Genomic DNA, 17514 nt, shown 5'->3' on the forward strand with positions numbered 1-17514 from the left:
GACATCACCTTCGGCGCCACCACCGCCGGCCGACCCCCACACATACCCCACATCGAAACCATGGTCGGCCTCTTCATCAACACACTCCCCGTACGGGTCACCCTGCAGCCCAGCGAATCGATCAGCGCACTGCTGAAGCGAGTGCAGCAGGAACAGACCGAGCTGCTGGCCCATCAGCACCTTGGGCTTGCCGATATCCAGAAGGCAGTGGGACTCGGCGAACTCTTCGACACGGTCATCGTCTTTGAGAACTATCCTGTTGATCTTCCTGACGCTGACGGGCCTTCGGGAGAGCTCCAGTTCACGAAGGAAGACACCAGGAGCGGCAACCACTACCCGCTCACCCTGGCGGTAGTTCCCGGCCGCCAACTCCACCTCCGGTTTGACTACCGCACCGATCTGTTCGATCAGGCGACGGTTGAGGCGTTGGCTGGTCGTTTTGTGCGGGTGTTGGAGGCGATGGCCGCGGATCCGGATCTGCCCGTGGGACGGGTCGATGTGCTGGGTGAGGCCGAGCGGCAGCAGGTGCTGGTCGACTGGAACAACACCGCGCATCCGGTGCCGGATGCGGTGGTACCGGAGTTGTTCGAAGCGCAGGTCGCACGGACCCCGGATGCAGTGGCAGTGGTGTGCGAGGGCCAGAAGCTGACCTACGGCGAGTTGAATGTGCGAGCCAACCGGCTCGCCCGGTACCTGATCGGACAGGGAGCCGGGCCTGAGCGGCTGGTGGCGGTGGCCCTGCCACGCTCGGCCGAACTGGTCGTGGCGCTGCTGGCGGTGCTGAAATCGGGAGCGGCGTACGTGCCCGTGGACCCCGAACTACCCGCCCAGCGGATCAGCTACATGCTCCAGGACGCCGACCCGCTGCTCCTGGTCACCGACACCACCACCGCAACCGCCGCCACCCTGCCCACCCTGGACGGCCTGTCCGTGGTGGTGGACGCTCCTGAGACGGCCGCACAGATCGCCGGCCAGCCCGGCACCGACATACGCGACACCGACCGCACGGGAGCGCTGCTGCCGGGGCACCCGGTGTACGTCATCTACACCTCCGGCTCCACCGGCCGCCCCAAAGGCGTGATCATCCCCCACCAGGCACTGGTCAACTACCTCACCCGCGCCACCGAGGCATACCCGGAACTGTCCGGGGCCACCGTCGCCCACGCCTCCGTCTCCTTCGACATCGGCATCACCGTCCTCTACGGCACCCTGATCAGCGGCGGCCGCCTCCACCTCACCGCCTGGGACACCACCACCCCCACACCACCCGATAACCAGCCGGTCAGCCTGATCAAAATCACCCCCAGCCACCTCCCCCTCCTCCAAGACTCCCCCCACCAACCCACCGGCCGCCTCATCATCGGCGGCGAACCCCTCCCCACCGAAGCCCTCCACACCTGGCACACCCACCACCCCCACACCCCCATCACCAACCACTACGGCCCCACCGAAACCACCATCGGCGCCACCGACCACACCATCACCACACCAACCACCGGCACACAGGTCAGCGGCACCATCCCCATCGGCCGGCCCATGTGGAACACCCACACCTACATCCTCGACCAGGCCCTACGCCCCGTACCCCCAGGAGTCCCCGGCGAGCTCTACATCGCCGGCACACAACTCGCCCGCGGATACCATCGCCGCCCCACCCTCACCGCCGAACGCTTCATCCCCAACCCCTATGGCCCACCCGGCACCCGCATGTACCGCACCGGCGACCTCGCCCGCTGGAACACCAGCGGCACACTCGAACACCTCGGCCGCACCGACACCCAAATCAAAATCCGCGGCTTCCGCATCGAACCCGGCGAGATCGAGGCCGTCCTGACCGCTCACCGCGCGGTCGCCCAAGCCGCCGTCGTCGTACGCGAAGATCAGCCCGGCGACAAACGCCTCATCGGCTATCTCGTACCTGCCGACACGGCCGACACGGCTGACACGGCCGACACGGCTGACACGGCCGAAAGAGCCGACAAGGAAGCGGCCCTGGACACCACCGAAGTGCTGAACCTGGCCAAGGACCGGCTCCCCGACTACATGGTGCCCTCCGCGCTCGTCGTGCTCGAGCGCCTGCCGCTGACGCCCAACGGAAAGCTCGACCGGAACGCCCTGCCCGCCCCGAACCACACCGCGTCCGCCTCCCGGCGTGCCCCGCGTACACCGCGGGAGGAGACGTTGTGTGCGCTGTTCGCCGAAGTGCTCGGGATTCCGGAAGTGGGCATCGACGACGACTTCTTCACGCTGGGCGGGCATTCGCTGCTCGCCACCCGGCTGGTGAGCCGTATCCGGACCGTTCTGGGGGTCGAACTCGCCATCCGCGCCCTGTTCAAAGCACCCACTGTCGTCGGTCTCGGCGAACATATCGACGCATCCGCCGCCCAGCCGACGCGACCGAAACTGAGGCCCATGCGGAGGCCGGAGCAATAGTCGCGTCAGCGGACCCCCTCCTGCCCTGCGGGCCGATGCAGCCACCGCGGGCCGGGTCATGAGATTCTTGGAATGGGAGACATCGCAGTGGAAGTGTCGGGCAAACGCCACTATTCATTGGTGTGTTCGTGTTGCGGTAAACAGTATGCGGATGACGGGCTGATGCTCACCTGCCCCAATGGCCATGAGCCCGCGCTGCTCCAAACCGAATACACCGAGAACAACTTCACACCGGTGCAGGGAGACGAGGGGATATTCCGATACCGCCACTGGCTGCCGGTCGTCCGGGAGATCCCGGGCTCCGCGCGCCCCGCGGTGTTCCGGAGTGAGCGGCTCTCCCGCCTGGTGGGGCTTCCTGACCTCTGGGTGGCGTTCAACGGGTACTGGCCCGAGCGCGGTGGGCTTCTGGAGACCGGGACCTTCAAGGAATTGGAGGCATATACGGTTCTCGGCAGGCTGCCGAAGGATCCCGTGGTCCTGGTGGTGGCCTCGGCCGGCAATACGGCTGCCGCCTTCGCCTCCGTCTGTTCCCGCTATGGGCAGCCGTGTCTGCTCATCGTGCCGGAGGTCGGGCTCGGTCGGTTGAAGCTGCCCGAAGCGTTGCATCCGTCGGTACGATTGGTCGTTCTGGAAGACGCCGACTATGCGGATGCCATCGCGCTGGCGGAGGCGGTGGGGAAGTTAACCGGCTTCCAGTTGGAGGGAGGGGTACGCAATGTCGGGCGCCGCGATGGGCTGGCGACGGTGATGTACTCCGCCGTGGAGGCCATGGGCGAGCTGCCGGACTTCTACTTCCAAGCCGTCGGCAGCGCCGCCGGTGGTATCGCGGTCCACGAGGCCGCGAAGCGCTTGATGGCGGCAGGAGCCCCCTCGAATGCGTCGACTGCGCCGAAGGAGGCGCTGCCGCGGCTTTTCCTGTCCCAGAACGAGTCATTCGCCCCCATTCACAGGGCGTGGCAGGCCGGTCAGCGCTTCCTGGTCCGCGGTTCCGTGGAGGATGACAAGCGCGCCGTGCGGCGTGCGTTCGCCGATGAGCTCACGAACCGGTTTCCGCCCTATGCGGTTCATTCCGGTGTCTATGACGTGCTTGTCGAGAGCGACGGCGATGTCCTCGCGGTCGATGGTGAGTCGGCCCGTGCGGCCAGGGACATGTTCAACGACATCGAGTCGATCGATATAGAGCCGGCATCCGCCGTCGCCGCTGCCTCGCTCCTTTCCGCGGTGCGGGGAGGGAGAATCCCGCGAGACGCCTCCGTTCTCCTCAATGTGACCGGCGGTGGGCGGGCGAGAATGGCGCGGGATCACTCGCCGATTCAGGCCGAACCCAGTCTGCGTATCGCATCCCTGGGGTCTTTGGAGGAGGCGGTGAATCAAATAACAGGTCTCTTCTCTGTTGATCTTCAGATTTCCTAATTGAGGCCAGTCAAAGCACCTCCGAGGAATCCTCAAGGAATCCTCAAGGAATCAAGGAGCGCACTTCCCATGACTGATGGTGCCATCTCCACCACATCCGCCACTTCCGGCCTGGCCGGCCTGACCCTGGACCACATCGAATTCTTTGTGACCGACGTCGAGGCGACAGTGAGTGCACTGTCCACCGGTTACGGACTGGAGGTGCTGATACCGCCGACCCGTGGCAGCCGTAGAGGCGATCACCGGTCCGCGTTGCTGGGACGGAACCGTATTCGGCTGCTGGTGACACAGGCCCTCTCCGATGACCACCCCGCGCGGGCCTATGTCGAGCGACACGGCGACGGCGTCGCCGATATCGCTCTGTGCGCCACGGACGTCCGCGCCTCGCACGCCGAGTTGATGGCGAACGGGGCCGTGGAGGTGGCGCCGCCGCGGGAAGAGGACGGCTGTGTGACCGCGGCGGTGGGCGGCTTCGGGGATGTGATCCACACGCTGGTGGAGCGGCGCCCCGGTGTGCCGGTCGACCGCCTTCCGGGGCTGCCAGAGCCACGCCCCGCGACCGCCGAAGAGTTGACGACCGACGACCCGGTCGGGCTGCTGAACATCGACCACTTCGCGGTCTGCCTCCCGCTGGGTGAGCTGTCGGCGGCCATGAGGTTCTACACCGACGTCTTCGACATGCCGGTGGTCTTCAAAGAGCGCATCGAGGTGGGCCCGATGGGGATGGACTCGGCCGTGGTGCAGAGCCGTTCGGGCGAGGTGACCTTCACGCTGATCGAGCCGATGCCAGGAGCGCGCGCGGGGCAGATCGAGAGCTTTCTCGCCGATCACGGTGGGGCCGGGGTCCAGCATGTCGCGTTCGCCACGGACGACATCGTGCACAGCGTCGGCACGATGGGCGGCCGTGGCGTGCCCTTCTTGAACACTCCGGCGACGTACTACGATCTGCTCACCGCTCGGCTGACGCCGCTGCGCCATTCGGTGGAGCAACTCCGGGAGTTGAGTGTGCTGGTGGACGAGGACCACGACGGTCAGCTCTTTCAGATATTCACCCGTTCCGTACATCCTCGGGGAACGCTCTTCTTCGAGGTCATCGAGCGCATTCGGGCCACTACGTTCGGCAGCAACAACATCCGGGCGCTCTACGAGGCGATCGAACTGCAGCGCGCGGCGGCGGCGAAGGGGCAGGCGGAGTGACCAAGCTCCCCGCTGACCAGGGGTCAGGCGACCGCGCGGGTGCGCGGTCGCCCGATCCCGTCTCAGCCGCCCTTTCCGTGGCCGACTTCGCGGAGCTCGCGCGCACGGTGCTCAGCGTCGAGCTCTGGGACTGGCTGGAGGGCGGCGCGGGGCGGGAGCGGACACTGGTCGGTAACCGCGGCGCGTTCGACCGCGTCGCGGTGGTGCCCCGCGTACTTGCCGATGTGTCGTCCTGCGACCCGGCGGGTTCGCTGGTGGGCAGCCCGGCCGCGCTGCCCGTGGCCGTGGCGCCCATCGCGTATCAGCGCCTGTTCCACTCCGAGGGCGAGCTCGCGGTCGCGCGGGCGGCGGCGGACAGTGGGGTGCCGTATACGGTGTCCACGCTGAGCAGTGTCCCCATGGAGGAGATCGCGGCCACCGGCGCCACCACCTGGTTCCAGCTCTATTGGCTACGGAACAAGGGCGCCGTCCTCGATCTGGTCCAGCGGGCCGAGGCGATCGGGAGCGAGGCGCTGGTCCTGACCGTGGATGTGCCGGTCATGGGGCGGCGGTTGCGCGATATGAGGCACGGTTTCGCGCTGCCGCCGACCATCCGGGCCGCCAACCTCGACGGCGGGGCCATGAGCAGCGCGCATGAGCGCGTAGAGCGCGGCTCGGCCGTCGCCGCACACACCGCGTCCGCCTTCGCACCGTCGTTCACCTGGCATGACATCGAATGGTTGCGGGAGCGCACCGGACTGCCTCTGGTGGTCAAGGGGCTCTCCCATCCGGCCGACGCGCTGCGCGCGGCCGAGCTCGGGGCGGCCGCGGTGGTGGTGTCCAACCACGGAGGGCGGCAGCTGGACGGGGCCGTGCCCACCGCCGTGGCGCTTCCCGGTGTTGTGGAGGCCGTCAGGGGCGCGTTTGGGGAGAGCTGTCAGGTGCTGGTGGACAGCGGGATCCGGAGCGGGGCCGATGTGTTGGGCGCGCTGGCGCTGGGTGCCTCGGGTGTGCTGCTGGGCCGTCCCGTCATGTGGGGGCTCGCCGCAGGTGGCGAGGCGGGGTGTGCGCGAGTCCTGTCGCTGCTGGGGGAGGAGTTCCGGCACGCCATGGCCCTGGCGGGGTGCCCCGATCTGGCCGCCGTGGCCCGGCTGCGGACGACGACCATGCCATGCCACTGTGGGAGTGACCACCAATGACCGATTCCGCTGCCCGCGCCATCGATGTCCATGACGTACGGCTGTCGCAGCTGCACGGCTCGCTCGCGGATCCCGCGATGGCCTCGATGAACTTCCTCAACGAAGTGGCCATCCGGTTTCCGAACGCCATCTCGTTCGCGGCCGGGCGCCCCAGCGAGGAGTTCCTGGACTTCGCCGAAGTCCACCGCTACGTCGACGTCTTCATCGACCATCTGCGCCGCGAGCGGGGTATGACCGAGGCCGAGGCGAAGCGGACCGTCCTTCAGTACGGCCGGACCAAGGGCATCATCCATGAGCTGGTCGCCAGACATCTGGAAGTCGACGAGGGAATCTCGGTCTCCAGTGAGTCCCTGGTCATCACCGTCGGCTGCCAGGAGGCGATGTTCCTGGTGCTGCGCGCCCTGCGCACCGGCCCGCAGGACATCGTCCTCGCGATCTCTCCCACGTACGTCGGGCTGACGGGCGCGGCGCGCCTGGTCGATCTCCCCGTCCGGCCGGTCCGCGGGGGCGAGCGGGGGATCGACTTCGACGATCTGGGCGCGCAGATCGCCGAGGCCCGCGCCGCGGGTCTGCGGCCACGCGCGCTGTACCTCGTGCCGGATGTGGCCAACCCGACCGGCATCAGCCTGGACCTCGAGGCGCGGCGGGAGCTGCTACGGGTGGCCGAGGCGGAGGATCTGCTGCTGCTGGAGGACAACGCGTACGGTGTGTTCGCCGGAGAGGGCAGGCTGCCGTCGTTGAAGTCGCTGGACACCGGGCGCAGGGTCGTCCGGCTCGGCTCGTTCGCCAAGACGGTGCTGCCGGGGGCGCGGGTGGGCTACGTGGTGGCCGATCAGCGTGTGGTGGACGAGAATGGCGGCACCTCCCTCCTCGCCGACCATCTCTCGACCATCAAGAGCATGCTCACGGTGAACACCTCGCCCTGGGCGCAGGCCGTGGTCGGCGGGGCGCTGGTCGAGCACGGCTACAGCCTCCCGGCCGCGAACCGCCGGGAGATCGACGTCTACCAGCGCAATCTCCGGCTCATCCTGGAAGGGCTGGCTCGCCGCTTCCCGCGGGATTCGGCGGGGCCCCTGATCTCCTGGAACACCCCCACCGGTGGTTTCTTCCTCACTCTGACGGTCCCGTTCCGGGCGGATGACGAGCTGCTTGAGTACTCCGCCAAGGAACATGGCGTGTTGTGGACTCCCATGTCCCACTTCTACGGCGGTGACGGCGGTTACGAGCAGATCCGTCTCTCCCTGAGCCAGCTGACCCCGGACGCCATCGACGTCGGCCTGGACCGGTTGGCGTCCCTGGTACGGGAGTGTGCCGCGGCGCCGTGACCGGGACGCTGCGCCCGGACCGGGACGCTGCGCCCGTTCAGCGCGCCCACGCTCAGTGCGCCGCCCGTACCGGGTCCAGGGGCGGTGGCTCGCCCGCGAACGGACCCGGAGACGGACTCGGGCCCGAGTCCGGGTCCGGGCCCGTCTCCGGCAGTCGCGCCGTGGCCAACCCCGCGAGCAGGCCGGCTCCGGCGGTCACCTCCGGGAAGCTGAGCGCGTTGCCGAAGGTCGACTCGACGGCCAGGGCGGTCAGGGCCGCGGCCGCCGTCAGGATGGCCGGTGTGTGGCGCGGTGAGCGCCACAGCGCGTACAGCAGCCAGCCGAAGGCCGTGCCCAGCAGGGCGAGGCCCGGCAGCCCCTGGCCGGCGGCCTGCTGCAGCGGGGCCGAGTACGGCGTGTCGTCCGCGGCGGCGGGTGACTGCTGGGCGGTGGGGCTCAACTCGCCGAACCGGTCGGGCCCCGCTCCGCGCAGCGGTCCGTGCTCGGCGATCTGGGCGGCGTCGTGCCACAGCCGCACCCGGTGTTCGCCCAGCCGGTCGCGCAAGGGTGCCGAGAGCGCGCCGGGGAGGGCGTCCTCGGCCATGGCCCAGCAGCCGCCGACGGCCACCGCCGCGACCAGGGCCAGCCCGGCAAGACCCGGCAGCCGGCGGCGGGTCCGGGCGACGGCGAGCGAACACAGCAGCACCAGGGCCCCGGCCACACAGCCGACCGCCGAGCCGACCGCCAGGGCCATGGCCGTGATCGCCACCGCCAGCAGGCGCAGCGCCAGCCGGAGCGCGGCCGACCGGGCGGCCCAGGCCGCGCCGCAGGTCGCCCCGACGGCGAGCGTGAACTGCGCCGCGTGGGCGCCGCCATGGCCGTTCATCCCGTCCGGGACGGTGCAGGCCAGGCCGAGGCCCGCGAGCGCGGCGGCCGTGGCGGCGGCGACCGGCAGCAGCGATCCGGCGATCCGGCCGCATGCGTAGCCGGCGGCGACGGCCAGCACGGCGAGCAGGACCCCTTCGGGGCGGGCGGTGCGGCCCGCGGCACAGACCAGGGCCCAGACGGCGCAACAGCCGAGGACCGCGGTGCCCACGATGTCGGGCGCGCTGTGGTGTTCCCGTACGACAGGCCGTGCCGCTGAAGACGCCATCCCGTTTGCCCCCGTTTTTTCGGCTCGCCTCCGGGGCGCCTCAGCCCCTGTCGACGGTCGACCGTGCTCGGCCGCCCGCGCGGCGGTAGCCGCATATCGATCGCAGCCCTCGCGGCCTGCGCGCGCTCTCCCTTTCGACAGGGTCGCGCCCCTTCGGCTCCCCACCCCCGAGTCGTGACGGGCACCGCGTGCCGGGCCGGCCGTCCGCGGGGGCCGGAGGCCCGCCGGAGGCGGCCAAAGGCCGCATGCGGGCCTGGACGGATACCGTAGCGACTGGGGCCGGATATGTGTATATGTTGCGCAGAAACGATGCGGCAGGTGTGTGACAGCTGTGCGGAAGGCGTCCGGCTGTGACGGGAATGGCATCCGGTGCCGCCTTGCCCGGACCGATAGCCTCAGCGTATGCCTACTCCCGACTTCATCCTGGAGCTGCGGGCCACCGCGGGTCACCAACTGCTGTTCCTGCCGGGCGCCAGCGCAGTCGTCCTCGACGACGAGGACAGAGTGCTGCTCGGGCGCCGAGCCGACAACGGCCGCTGGGCGCTCCCCTCCGGCATCCCCGAACCCGGTGAGCAGCCCGCGACGGCGGTGGTGCGCGAGGTGTACGAGGAGACCGCGGTGCGCTGTGTCCCCGAGCGCATCGTGCTCGTCCACACCGCGGAGCCGGTGACCTATCCCAATAAGGATGTATGCCAGTTTGTCGACATCTGTTTCCGCTGCCGCGCGGTGGGCGGCGAGGCGCGGGTGAACGACGAGGAATCCCTGGAGGTGGGCTGGTTCCCGGTCGACTCGCTGCCGGAGCTGGACGAGTACGCGCTGACCCGGATCAAGCGGGCCTTCGAAGACGGCCCGACGTGGTTCGATTCCACCATCCCGGAGTGAAGTATGTGCCGGGCGCACATCGGTCGGGCCCCGGCCGCCGCTTAGCCTGCCCGTCATGAGCGCGTCCACCACACCGGGCCCCGACGCCGGGGCCGACCCGGCCCACGCCGCCGGGGCCACCGCGGGCCTAGGCGGCCGTACCGCACTCGGCGGCCGTACCGCACTCGTCACCGGGGCCGCCGGCGGCATCGGCCGGGCCTGCACCCTCCGGCTGGCCGCCGCCGGGGCCACGGTCCTGGCGGTCGACCAGGACGAGAAAGGGCTCGCGGAGCTCGCCGCCCTGGCGGCCCGGGCCGAGGCGGCGCCCGGGCTGCCCGGCAGGGTGGAGGCTCGGGCGCTCGACCTGACCGACCTCGACGCGGCCGAGCGGGCCGCCGCAGGCGTCGACATCCTGGTCAACAACGCCGGGCTGCAACTCGTACGGCCCATCGAGGACTTTCCGCCCGAGGCCTTCTCCCGGGTGCTCACGGTGATGCTGGAGGCCCCCTTCCGGCTGCTGCGGGGCGCGCTGCCGCATATGTACGCCCAGGGCTGGGGGCGGATCGTCAACATCTCCTCCGTCCACGGGCTGCGCGCCTCGGCCTACAAGTCGGCGTACGTGGCCGCCAAGCACGGGCTGGAAGGGCTCTCCAAGGTCGCGGCCCTGGAGGGCGCGCCCCACGGGGTCACCTCCAACTGCGTCAACCCCGGCTATGTCCGCACCCCGCTCGTGGAGCGGCAGATCGCCGACCAGGCCGCCGCCCACGGCATCCCCCCGGAGCGGGTCGTCTCCGAGATCATGCTGGCCGACTCCGCGGTCAAACGGCTCATCGAACCGGAGGAGGTCGCCGAGGCCGTCGCCTACTTGTGCGGTCCGCACACCTCCTTCATCACCGGCGCCTCGCTCGCCATGGACGGCGGATGGACCGCCCACTGACCGGACGGCTGCCCGGGCGTACGGCGGCCCACCCCGCCGAGCGGGCACCCGAGCGGGCGTCGGGGTCGCGCCCGGGCACTGGCGGGTCCGAGCCCGGCGGGAGTATCCCTGTGACCATGTCCGATGATCAGCCGGAGACCCCGTACCTGGAACTGCTCGCGCGCGGCGCGCCCGCCGAGGCGTACGAGCGTCCGGTGCTGCGCGCCCGCGCCGAGGGGGCGTCGGCCGCCCGGCTCGCCGCCCTGGAGCGCGCCAAGCTGCTGGCCCTGCGCGTACGCGGCGAACTGGAGGGGCGCAGACGCCGCGAGGCCGAGCTGTCCGCGCTCTTCGAGACCGCACACGATCTGGCGGGGCTGCGCGACCTGGACGCGGTGCTCCAGGCCATCGTGCAGCGTGCCCGCTCGCTGCTCGGCACCGAGGTCGCGTATCTCACGCTCAACGACCCCCAGGCCGGGGACACCTATATGCGGGTCACCGACGGTTCGGTCTCGGCCCGCTTCCAGCAGCTGCGGCTCGGCATGGGGGAGGGGCTCGGCGGGCTGGTCGCGCAGACCGCCCGCCCGTATGTGACCGAGAGCTACTTCGACGACGAGCGGTTCCAGCACACCCGGACCATCGACGCGGGCGTCACGGACGAGGGCCTTGTAGCCATCCTCGGCGTGCCGCTGATGCTGGGCAGCGGGGTCATCGGCGTGCTGTTCGCCGCGGACCGCCGCGCCCGCGTCTTCGAACGCGAACAGCTCGCCCTCCTCGGCTCCTTCGCCGCCCACGCGGCCGTCGCGATCGACACGGCCAATCTGCTGGCCGAGACGCGTTCTGCGCTCGCCGAGCTGGAGGCCGCCAACGAGATCATCCGCGATCGCAGCGAGGTCATCGAACGCGCCTCGGAGGTGCACGACCGGCTGACCGAGCTGGTGCTGCGCGGCGGCGGGGTGCACGATGTGGCCGCCGCCGTGGCCGAGGTGCTGAGCGGGACGGTGGAGTTCGTCGAGGCGCATACGGCGCCGGCCGCGGCCGTGGACCGCTCCCGGGCCGACGGCCACGCCGTACGGCACGGCGAGGACTGGATCGCCGCCGTCTCCGCGAGCGGCGAGCTGTTCGGCGCGCTGGTGCTGCGCGGCCACCCCCGACTCGACCCCATGGACCAGCGCACCCTGGAGCGGGCCGCCGTGGTCACCTCGCTGCTCCAGCTGGCCCGGCGCTCGGCGGACGAGGCCGAACAGCGCGTACGCGGCGAGCTGCTGGACGATCTGCTCGACGCCCCCGACCGCGAGCCACGGCTGCTGCGCGAGCGCGCCGCCCGGCTGCGGGCGGACCTGGACGCGCCCCATGTCGTACTCGCCGCCGGGATCGACGCGCCCGGCGCGGCGCCTGGCGCGGCGGGCGGTGCGGCCTGCGGTGGCGGGCCTGGTGGGGTGTCCGGTGGGGTGTCCGGCTCGGGATCCGGTGAGCCCGGCAACGGACCACGAGCGCGGTCGGCCGGGCCGCCGCCGGACGAGGCGGCCGACCGGCAGCGCCTGTGGTCCGCCGCCACCCATCTGGCGGCCACCCGGCACGGCCTGGCCGCCGCCCGCGATGGCGGCACCGTCCTGCTGCTGCCCCTGGCCGACGGAGAGGGCGCCGACGCCTTGGCCCGCCGCACCGCCCGGCAGCTCGGCACCGCCGTACACGCGACGGTCACCGTCGGCGCCTCCGCGCCGGTGTCCGCACCCGCCGCCCGCCCCGGCGAGGTGGCCTCGGCGTACGCGGAGGCGCGGCGCTGTCTGGACGCGCTGCGGGTGCTGGGCCGCAGCGGCCAGGGCGCCGCGGCCGAGGACTTCGGCTTCCTCGGCCTCCTGCTGGCCGGCTCCCGCGACGGCACGGGGGACGCCGCCCGGGTGGCCGGGTTCGTCGACCGCACCATCGGCGCGGTCGTCGACTACGACGCCCGGCGCGGTACGGACCTGGTCCGCACCCTCGACGCGTACTTCGCGAGCGGGATGAGCCCGGCCCGCACCAAGGACGAACTGCACGTCCACGTCAATACGGTGGCCCAGCGACTGGAGCGGGTCGGACGGCTGCTCGGCCCCGACTGGCAGTCGCCGTCCCGCGCCCTGGAGGTACAACTCGCCCTGCGGCTGCACGGCCTGGCCTCGGCGGTCGCCCGCTGAGGCCAGCCCGTGTGGGGGCGCCGTCCGGCCCTTCCCGCAGGCTCGTCAGGCCGAGGCCGAACGGGGCGCCGTGCCCGGCTCGTTCGCAGTCCGCGGCGCCCCGTTCGGCTCGTTCGCGCCCTGTGCCGCCGCGCTCGGCCGCGCAGCCGGCGTCGGCTCGATCCCGGCCAGGTCGCGGTCCCGGGTCTCTTTGGCGGCGCCGACCGCTACCAGGGTCAGCAGCGCTGCCGCGATGACGTAGAGCGCGATCGGGACGGAGCTGTCGTAGTCGGCCAGCAGAGCCGTGGCGATCAGCGGGGCGGGGGCGCCGGCCGCGACCGATGCGAACTGGGCGCCGATCGAGGCGCCCGAGTAGCGCATCCGGGTCGCGAACATCTCGGAGAAGAAGGCCGCCTGCGGGGCGTACATCGCGCCGTGGAAGATCAGCCCGACCGTGACCGCGAGCACCAGCGCTCCGAAGTCCCGGGTGTCGATGAGGGCGAAGAAGGGGAAGGCCCACGCGCCCACGCCCGCGGCGCCCAGCAGATACACCGGGCGGCGGCCGATACGGTCCGACAGCGCGCCCCAGGCCGGGATCACCGCGAAGTGCACGGCGGAGGCGATCAGCACGGAGTTGAGGGCGGTCTGTTTGCCGAGGCCCACATGGTCGGAGGTCGCGTAGACCAGGACGAAGGCCGTGATGACGTAGTAGCTGATGTTCTCCGCCATCCTGGCGCCCATCGCGACCAGCACATCCCGCCAGTGGTGGCGCAGGACGGCCACCAGCGGCAGCTTCTCGGCCAGGTCGTCCGCCGTCCCGGCCCCGGCCTTGCGGGCCTCGGCCCGCGCCAGGGCGGCCTTGAAGACGGGCGATTCATCGACAGAGAGACGAATCCACAAGCCGATCAGCACCAGCACGCCCGAGAGCAGGAACGGCACCCGCCAGCCCCAGGACTGGAACGCGGCGTCGGACAGCGTGGCGGTCAGCGCCGACAGCACACCGGTGGCCAGCAGCTGTCCGGCGGGCGCGCCGGTCTGCGGCCAGGAAGCCCAGAAGCCGCGCCGCCGCGCGTCCCCGTGCTCGGACACCAGCAGCACCGCCCCGCCCCATTCGCCGCCGAGCGCGAAGCCCTGGACGAGGCGCAGCGCGGTCAGCAGTACGGGCGCGGCGGAGCCGACCGTGGCGTGGGTCGGCAGCAGGCCGATCGCACAGGTCGCCCCGCCCATCAGCAGCAGGCTCAGGACCAGCAGCTTCTTACGGCCGAGCCGGTCGCCGTAGTGGCCGAAGACGAGGGCGCCGATGGGCCGGGCGGCGAAGCCGACCGCGTACGTCAGGAAGGACAGCAGCGTGCCGACCAGTGGATCGGTGTCCGGGAAGAAGACCTTGTTGAAGACGAGCGCGGCGGCGGAGCCGTACAGGAAGAAGTCGTACCACTCGATGGTGGTGCCGATGAGGCTCGCGGCGACGATACGGGGGAGGTTCGCGGGTGCTGTGGGTGTCGGGGGAGCGGATGCTGCGGAGGCCATGTGCACCACTTCCAGAAGTTCGGTGGGGACGTGTACGTGTCCGCACAAGGTAGGAACACGCTGGTCAGTGGCACATGTGGCGGGACACCATACTTCGGGGCCGGAGTGTGCGTGCCGCCTCCGCGTCCGCCGCCTCCGCGTCCGGCGCCTCCGCGTCCGGCGCCTCCGCGTCCGGCGCCTCCGCGTCCGGTCCCCCGCTTCCCCCACCGCGTACGCCGGGCCGTCGCCGGGTGTCGGCCCGCCGTACGCCGTATGAGCTCGGCCTACCGGGAGTCGGCCGTCACCTCCTCCTCGGAGTCGAGGATGCGATCCCCGTACAGGTCCTGCAGCCAGGCGCTCTGGTAGATGGTGTCGAGATAGCGCTCGCCGAGGTCCGGGGCGATGGCCACCGCGGTGAGGCCGGGCGTCCGATGCCGGCCCAACCAGTCCATCGCGCCGCTGACCACCGTCCCGGTGGAGCCGCCGAACAGGAACCCGCGTCTGGCCAGCCGGTGGCAGGCACGGATGGTGTCCGCCTCCTCGACCTTGATCACCTCGTCCACATAGGACTCGTCGAGCAGCGGGGGGCGGATGCTCATGCCCAGGCCGGGAATCATCCGGCGGGCGGGTTTGCCACCGAAGGTCACCGATCCGGCGCTGTCCACGGCGACGATCCGCACCGGCCGGTGCCATTCGCGGAAGTAACGTGCGCAGCCCATCAGGGTCCCGGTGGTGCCCGCGCCGATGAACAGCACGTCCAGGCGCGGGAACTGGCGGGCGATCTCCGGGCCCGTCCTACGGTAGTGCGCCCGCCAGTTGCCCGGGTTGGTGTACTGGCTGAGCCACACATATCGGTCATCGGAGGCGCACAGCGCACGTACGTAGTCGATACGGGCGCCGAGGAAGCCGCCGTTGGGGTCCACGTCGGCGATGATGTGCACCTGGCTGCCCAGCGCCTCCATCAGCAATCTGGCCGACAGGTTGCAACGGGAGTCAGTCACACACAGAAACCGATAGCCCTTGCTGGCGGCGATCATGCTGAGCGCTACGCCCAGATTTCCGGACGAGGACTCGACCAGGATCGAATCCCGCGTCAGGACTCCATGCCGCTCGGCGCTCTCCACCATCTCGACCGCGGCCTTCAACTTGATCGAACCGGCGAAATTGAAACCCTCGCACTTCAGATAGAGGGAGCGCCCGAAGATCGACCGGAGGTCGACATAGAGCCGGCTCTCGTTGAAGGCATGGGGTGCGGATATGACGGGCACGCTGGCCTCCTGATGCCTGAGCTGAGGGATGGGACGGTCAGCCGTACCGGCGCAGGTCGTGGAAGAAGTCGTCGATGAGGTGGAGCTGTCCGGAGCGGACCACTGCGTCGTAGACGTATTTGCCGACGGCGAGGTCGAGGACGCCGAGTCCGAAGGGCGAGAAGATCACCGGCCGGTCGGCCGGCGGGGTCACCCGCCCGGACATGACGTCGTCGAGGGTGCCGTACAGGAAGTCGCGGTGGCCGGTGAGCTGCTCGGCCAAATGCGGGGAGGTGTCGGCTTTCAGGCAGTGCTCCACGTCGTCGACGATATTGGCCGAGGCGAGCAGGATCTCGGGGGCGAGGTCGCGCAGGGACACATGCAGGACCAGCGGATGGTGGGTGAACCAGCCCGGGTCGGTGATATGAGGCCGGTCGGCGATGGTGGCGAAGACCACCAGATCGCTGGAGCGCACCAGTTCCTCGGCGCTGTCGTGCACCGTGACCTGCCCGGAGTGTTCGTGTCCGCCGACCCGCCGCAGATAGCCGTGGAAGCCCGTGGCGCTGTCGGCGGACACGTCGTGCACGCCGATGGTGTCGAATGTCCAGCCGGTGCCGGCCAGGAACGTGTGGATATAGCGGGCGATCAGGCCCGTGCCGATGAATCCGATCCGGGTGGGGCGGGGTCTGGTACGGCTGAGCCAGTCGGCCGCCAGCGCGGCGGACGCCGCGGTTCTGGCGGCGCTGATGATCGAGCTCTCCAGGCAGGCGAAGGGGTAGCCGGTGTCGTGGTCGTTGAGGATGAGGACCGCGGAGGCCCGGGGCAGACCGGATGCCACATTGGCCGGGAAACTGGAGATCCATTTCAGCCCGTCCACGTGCAGCGGCCCGCCGACGGAGGCAGGCAGCGCGATGATCCGGGCCGTGGGGCGGTCGGGGAAGCGCAGGAAGTACGACGGGGGGTTGACCGAGTCCCCGGCGCCGTGCAGCCGGTAGGCGGCCTCGACCAGCTCCACGATCTGTTTCTCGCGCCCCTCCAGTGCCCGCCGCACCTGCTCACCGGAGATCACCGCGAAGCTCGGCGCCGGGACCGGGTGGGAGGTGGCGGGCTGGGGGGTGGGGGACAGCAGGGGGTTCATGACCGCGCCACCTCCCCGGGCGGGCGGCCGTCGGCCAGGCGCTGGGGCTCGGCCATGGCCACCAGCACCTGGCGCTCTCCGGTGAAGGCCTCTCTGCTGTGCGCGGTGCGGATGTTGTCGACCAGCATCACATCGCCGGCCTGCCAGGGCTCACGCGCGGTGTGGGCCTCGTAGGTGGAGTTGATCAGCTGGATGATGTCCTCGCCGATCGGGGTGGAGTCCGCGAAACGGGTGTTGAACGGCAGCCCGTCCGCTCCGTAGACGTCCACCAGGTATTCGCGTACCTCCGGGGCCAGTGTCCACTCGTTGAGGAAGGCGATCTGGTTGAACCAGCAGCGTCGGCCGGTGAGTGGATGCCGCACCACGGCGCCACGGAGTTGCCGGGTGCGCAGGGAGCCGTCGGGTTGCCAGGCGAAGTCGATGGCGTGGGCGCGGCAGTAGCGCTCGATGGCGGCGGGGTCGTCGGTGCCGAACGACTCCGCCACGGACGCCCCGATCTCGTCGTTGTAGCTGCGGGTGAGCAGCCACCCTTCCCGTTCGAACCGCTCGCTCAGCGTGGCGGGCAGCGCCTGGAGCACATGCTCCGCGTCGGCCACCGCGGTCGCCCCGCCCTCGCTGGGCGCTTCCAGACACGCGAACAGCATCAGACCGGGGCACTCCAGCGTGTAGCTCAGTTCATGGTGCATACACATCGGCTGGTTGGTCGGCCAGGCGGTGGAGGAGTACAGCCCAGGGCCGTGGATCTGCCGGGGGGCGAAGGCCTCCCGCTCCACCATCAGCTCACCGGCCAGCCCCGCGAACACGGCACCGACCTGATCCACCTCGCGCAGCCCAAGGCCGCGGACGAGAACCACACCGTGTTCGGTGACCTGCGCGCGCAGCGCCTCGCGGTGCTCGGCCGCCCAAGTCGAGGGGCATCCGGGGGGCTCGACGTGCAGAATCGGAGGTCTGCCCGGTCGTAGCTGCACCGCGGAGAGCGGTTCCAGGGATGTGGACGACATCTCGGTTCCTTTCGATC

13 protein-coding genes are annotated in these 17514 nt (G+C 70.5%); 8 read left to right on the top strand and 5 right to left on the bottom strand.

Annotated elements, in window-relative coordinates:
• The 5 genes from ACH4U7_RS00005 to ACH4U7_RS00025 all read left to right on the top strand — a co-directional run.
• On the top strand, window positions 1–2433 hold a 2433-nt coding region (locus ACH4U7_RS00005), incomplete at its 5' end, for an amino acid adenylation domain-containing protein (protein ID WP_398525747.1).
• Window positions 2434–2505: 72 nt separating this feature from the next.
• Window positions 2506–3846, top strand: coding sequence for a cysteate synthase (locus ACH4U7_RS00010; protein WP_398525748.1), 1341 nt, complete (start codon window positions 2506–2508; stop codon window positions 3844–3846).
• Window positions 3847–3915: 69 nt separating this feature from the next.
• Window positions 3916–5043: a 4-hydroxyphenylpyruvate dioxygenase gene (gene hppD, locus ACH4U7_RS00015; protein ID WP_398525749.1), complete on the top strand. Its 1128-nt coding sequence runs from the start codon at window positions 3916–3918 to the stop codon at window positions 5041–5043.
• The gene (locus tag ACH4U7_RS00020) at window positions 5040–6221 is read left to right on the top strand and encodes an alpha-hydroxy acid oxidase (protein ID WP_398525750.1); all 1182 of its coding nucleotides are present in this window, start codon (window positions 5040–5042) and stop codon (window positions 6219–6221) included. Before hppD ends, ACH4U7_RS00020 begins: the two co-directional genes overlap by 4 nt.
• Window positions 6218–7546, top strand: a complete 1329-nt coding sequence (locus ACH4U7_RS00025) for a PLP-dependent aminotransferase family protein (RefSeq protein WP_398525751.1) — start codon at window positions 6218–6220, stop codon at window positions 7544–7546. Before ACH4U7_RS00020 ends, ACH4U7_RS00025 begins: the two co-directional genes overlap by 4 nt.
• 52 nt (window positions 7547–7598) lie before the next feature.
• On the opposite strand, the gene ACH4U7_RS00030 is transcribed toward ACH4U7_RS00025, so the two are convergent.
• Window positions 7599–8678, bottom strand: a complete 1080-nt coding sequence (locus ACH4U7_RS00030) for an O-antigen ligase family protein (RefSeq protein ID WP_398525752.1) — start codon at window positions 8676–8678, stop codon at window positions 7599–7601.
• Between the two features lie 402 nt (window positions 8679–9080).
• Here ACH4U7_RS00030 and ACH4U7_RS00035 point away from each other — a divergent pair, with 402 nt between their 5' ends.
• The 3 genes from ACH4U7_RS00035 to ACH4U7_RS00045 all read left to right on the top strand — a co-directional run bounded on the left by ACH4U7_RS00035 (window position 9081) and on the right by ACH4U7_RS00045 (window position 12626).
• Window positions 9081–9560 (top strand): NUDIX domain-containing protein, encoded by a 480-nt coding sequence (locus tag ACH4U7_RS00035; RefSeq protein ID WP_014173722.1) that lies wholly within the window; start codon window positions 9081–9083, stop codon window positions 9558–9560.
• Window positions 9561–9615: 55 nt separating this feature from the next.
• Window positions 9616–10476 (top strand): 3-hydroxybutyrate dehydrogenase, encoded by an 861-nt coding sequence (locus ACH4U7_RS00040; protein ID WP_398525753.1) that lies wholly within the window; start codon window positions 9616–9618, stop codon window positions 10474–10476.
• Between the two features lie 116 nt (window positions 10477–10592).
• The gene (locus tag ACH4U7_RS00045; protein WP_398525754.1) at window positions 10593–12626 is read left to right on the top strand and encodes a helix-turn-helix domain-containing protein; all 2034 of its coding nucleotides are present in this window, start codon (window positions 10593–10595) and stop codon (window positions 12624–12626) included.
• Between the two features lie 45 nt (window positions 12627–12671).
• Here ACH4U7_RS00045 and ACH4U7_RS00050 read toward each other — a convergent pair whose 3' ends face one another.
• The 4 genes from ACH4U7_RS00050 to ACH4U7_RS00065 all read right to left on the bottom strand — a co-directional run bounded on the left by ACH4U7_RS00050 (window position 12672) and on the right by ACH4U7_RS00065 (window position 17497).
• The gene (locus ACH4U7_RS00050; RefSeq protein WP_398525755.1) at window positions 12672–14132 is read right to left on the bottom strand and encodes an MFS transporter; all 1461 of its coding nucleotides are present in this window, start codon (window positions 14130–14132) and stop codon (window positions 12672–12674) included.
• Window positions 14133–14395: 263 nt separating this feature from the next.
• The gene (gene sbnA / locus ACH4U7_RS00055; protein ID WP_398525756.1) at window positions 14396–15379 is read right to left on the bottom strand and encodes a 2,3-diaminopropionate biosynthesis protein SbnA; all 984 of its coding nucleotides are present in this window, start codon (window positions 15377–15379) and stop codon (window positions 14396–14398) included.
• Between the two features lie 37 nt (window positions 15380–15416).
• Window positions 15417–16496, bottom strand: a complete 1080-nt coding sequence (gene sbnB / locus ACH4U7_RS00060; RefSeq protein ID WP_398525757.1) for a 2,3-diaminopropionate biosynthesis protein SbnB — start codon at window positions 16494–16496, stop codon at window positions 15417–15419.
• Window positions 16493–17497 carry a TauD/TfdA family dioxygenase gene (locus ACH4U7_RS00065; protein WP_398525758.1) on the bottom strand — a complete coding sequence of 335 codons (1005 nt, stop codon included), beginning with the start codon at window positions 17495–17497 and terminating at the stop codon, window positions 16493–16495. Before ACH4U7_RS00065 ends, sbnB begins: the two co-directional genes overlap by 4 nt.
• Between the last annotated feature and the right edge of the window lie 17 nt (window positions 17498–17514).

This window comes from Streptomyces sp. NPDC020845, from assembly GCF_044334165.1.
Classification (GTDB): domain Bacteria; phylum Actinomycetota; class Actinomycetes; order Streptomycetales; family Streptomycetaceae; genus Streptomyces.

Excerpts from the sequence above, each read along its gene's own strand:
- ACH4U7_RS00010 (WP_398525748.1), top strand. The coding sequence starts at position 2,506 with ATGGGAGACATCGCAGTGGAAGTGTCGGGCAAACGCCACTATTCATTG.
- hppD (WP_398525749.1), top strand. The coding sequence starts at position 3,916 with ATGACTGATGGTGCCATCTCCACCACATCCGCCACTTCCGGCCTGGCC.
- ACH4U7_RS00025 (WP_398525751.1), top strand. The coding sequence starts at position 6,218 with ATGACCGATTCCGCTGCCCGCGCCATCGATGTCCATGACGTACGGCTG.
- ACH4U7_RS00030 (WP_398525752.1), bottom strand. The coding sequence starts at position 8,678 with ATGGCGTCTTCAGCGGCACGGCCTGTCGTACGGGAACACCACAGCGCG.
- ACH4U7_RS00035 (WP_014173722.1), top strand. The coding sequence starts at position 9,081 with ATGCCTACTCCCGACTTCATCCTGGAGCTGCGGGCCACCGCGGGTCAC.
- ACH4U7_RS00040 (WP_398525753.1), top strand. The coding sequence starts at position 9,616 with ATGAGCGCGTCCACCACACCGGGCCCCGACGCCGGGGCCGACCCGGCC.
- ACH4U7_RS00045 (WP_398525754.1), top strand. The coding sequence starts at position 10,593 with ATGTCCGATGATCAGCCGGAGACCCCGTACCTGGAACTGCTCGCGCGC.
- ACH4U7_RS00050 (WP_398525755.1), bottom strand. The coding sequence starts at position 14,132 with ATGGCCTCCGCAGCATCCGCTCCCCCGACACCCACAGCACCCGCGAAC.
- sbnB (WP_398525757.1), bottom strand. The coding sequence starts at position 16,496 with ATGAACCCCCTGCTGTCCCCCACCCCCCAGCCCGCCACCTCCCACCCG.
- ACH4U7_RS00065 (WP_398525758.1), bottom strand. The coding sequence starts at position 17,497 with ATGTCGTCCACATCCCTGGAACCGCTCTCCGCGGTGCAGCTACGACCG.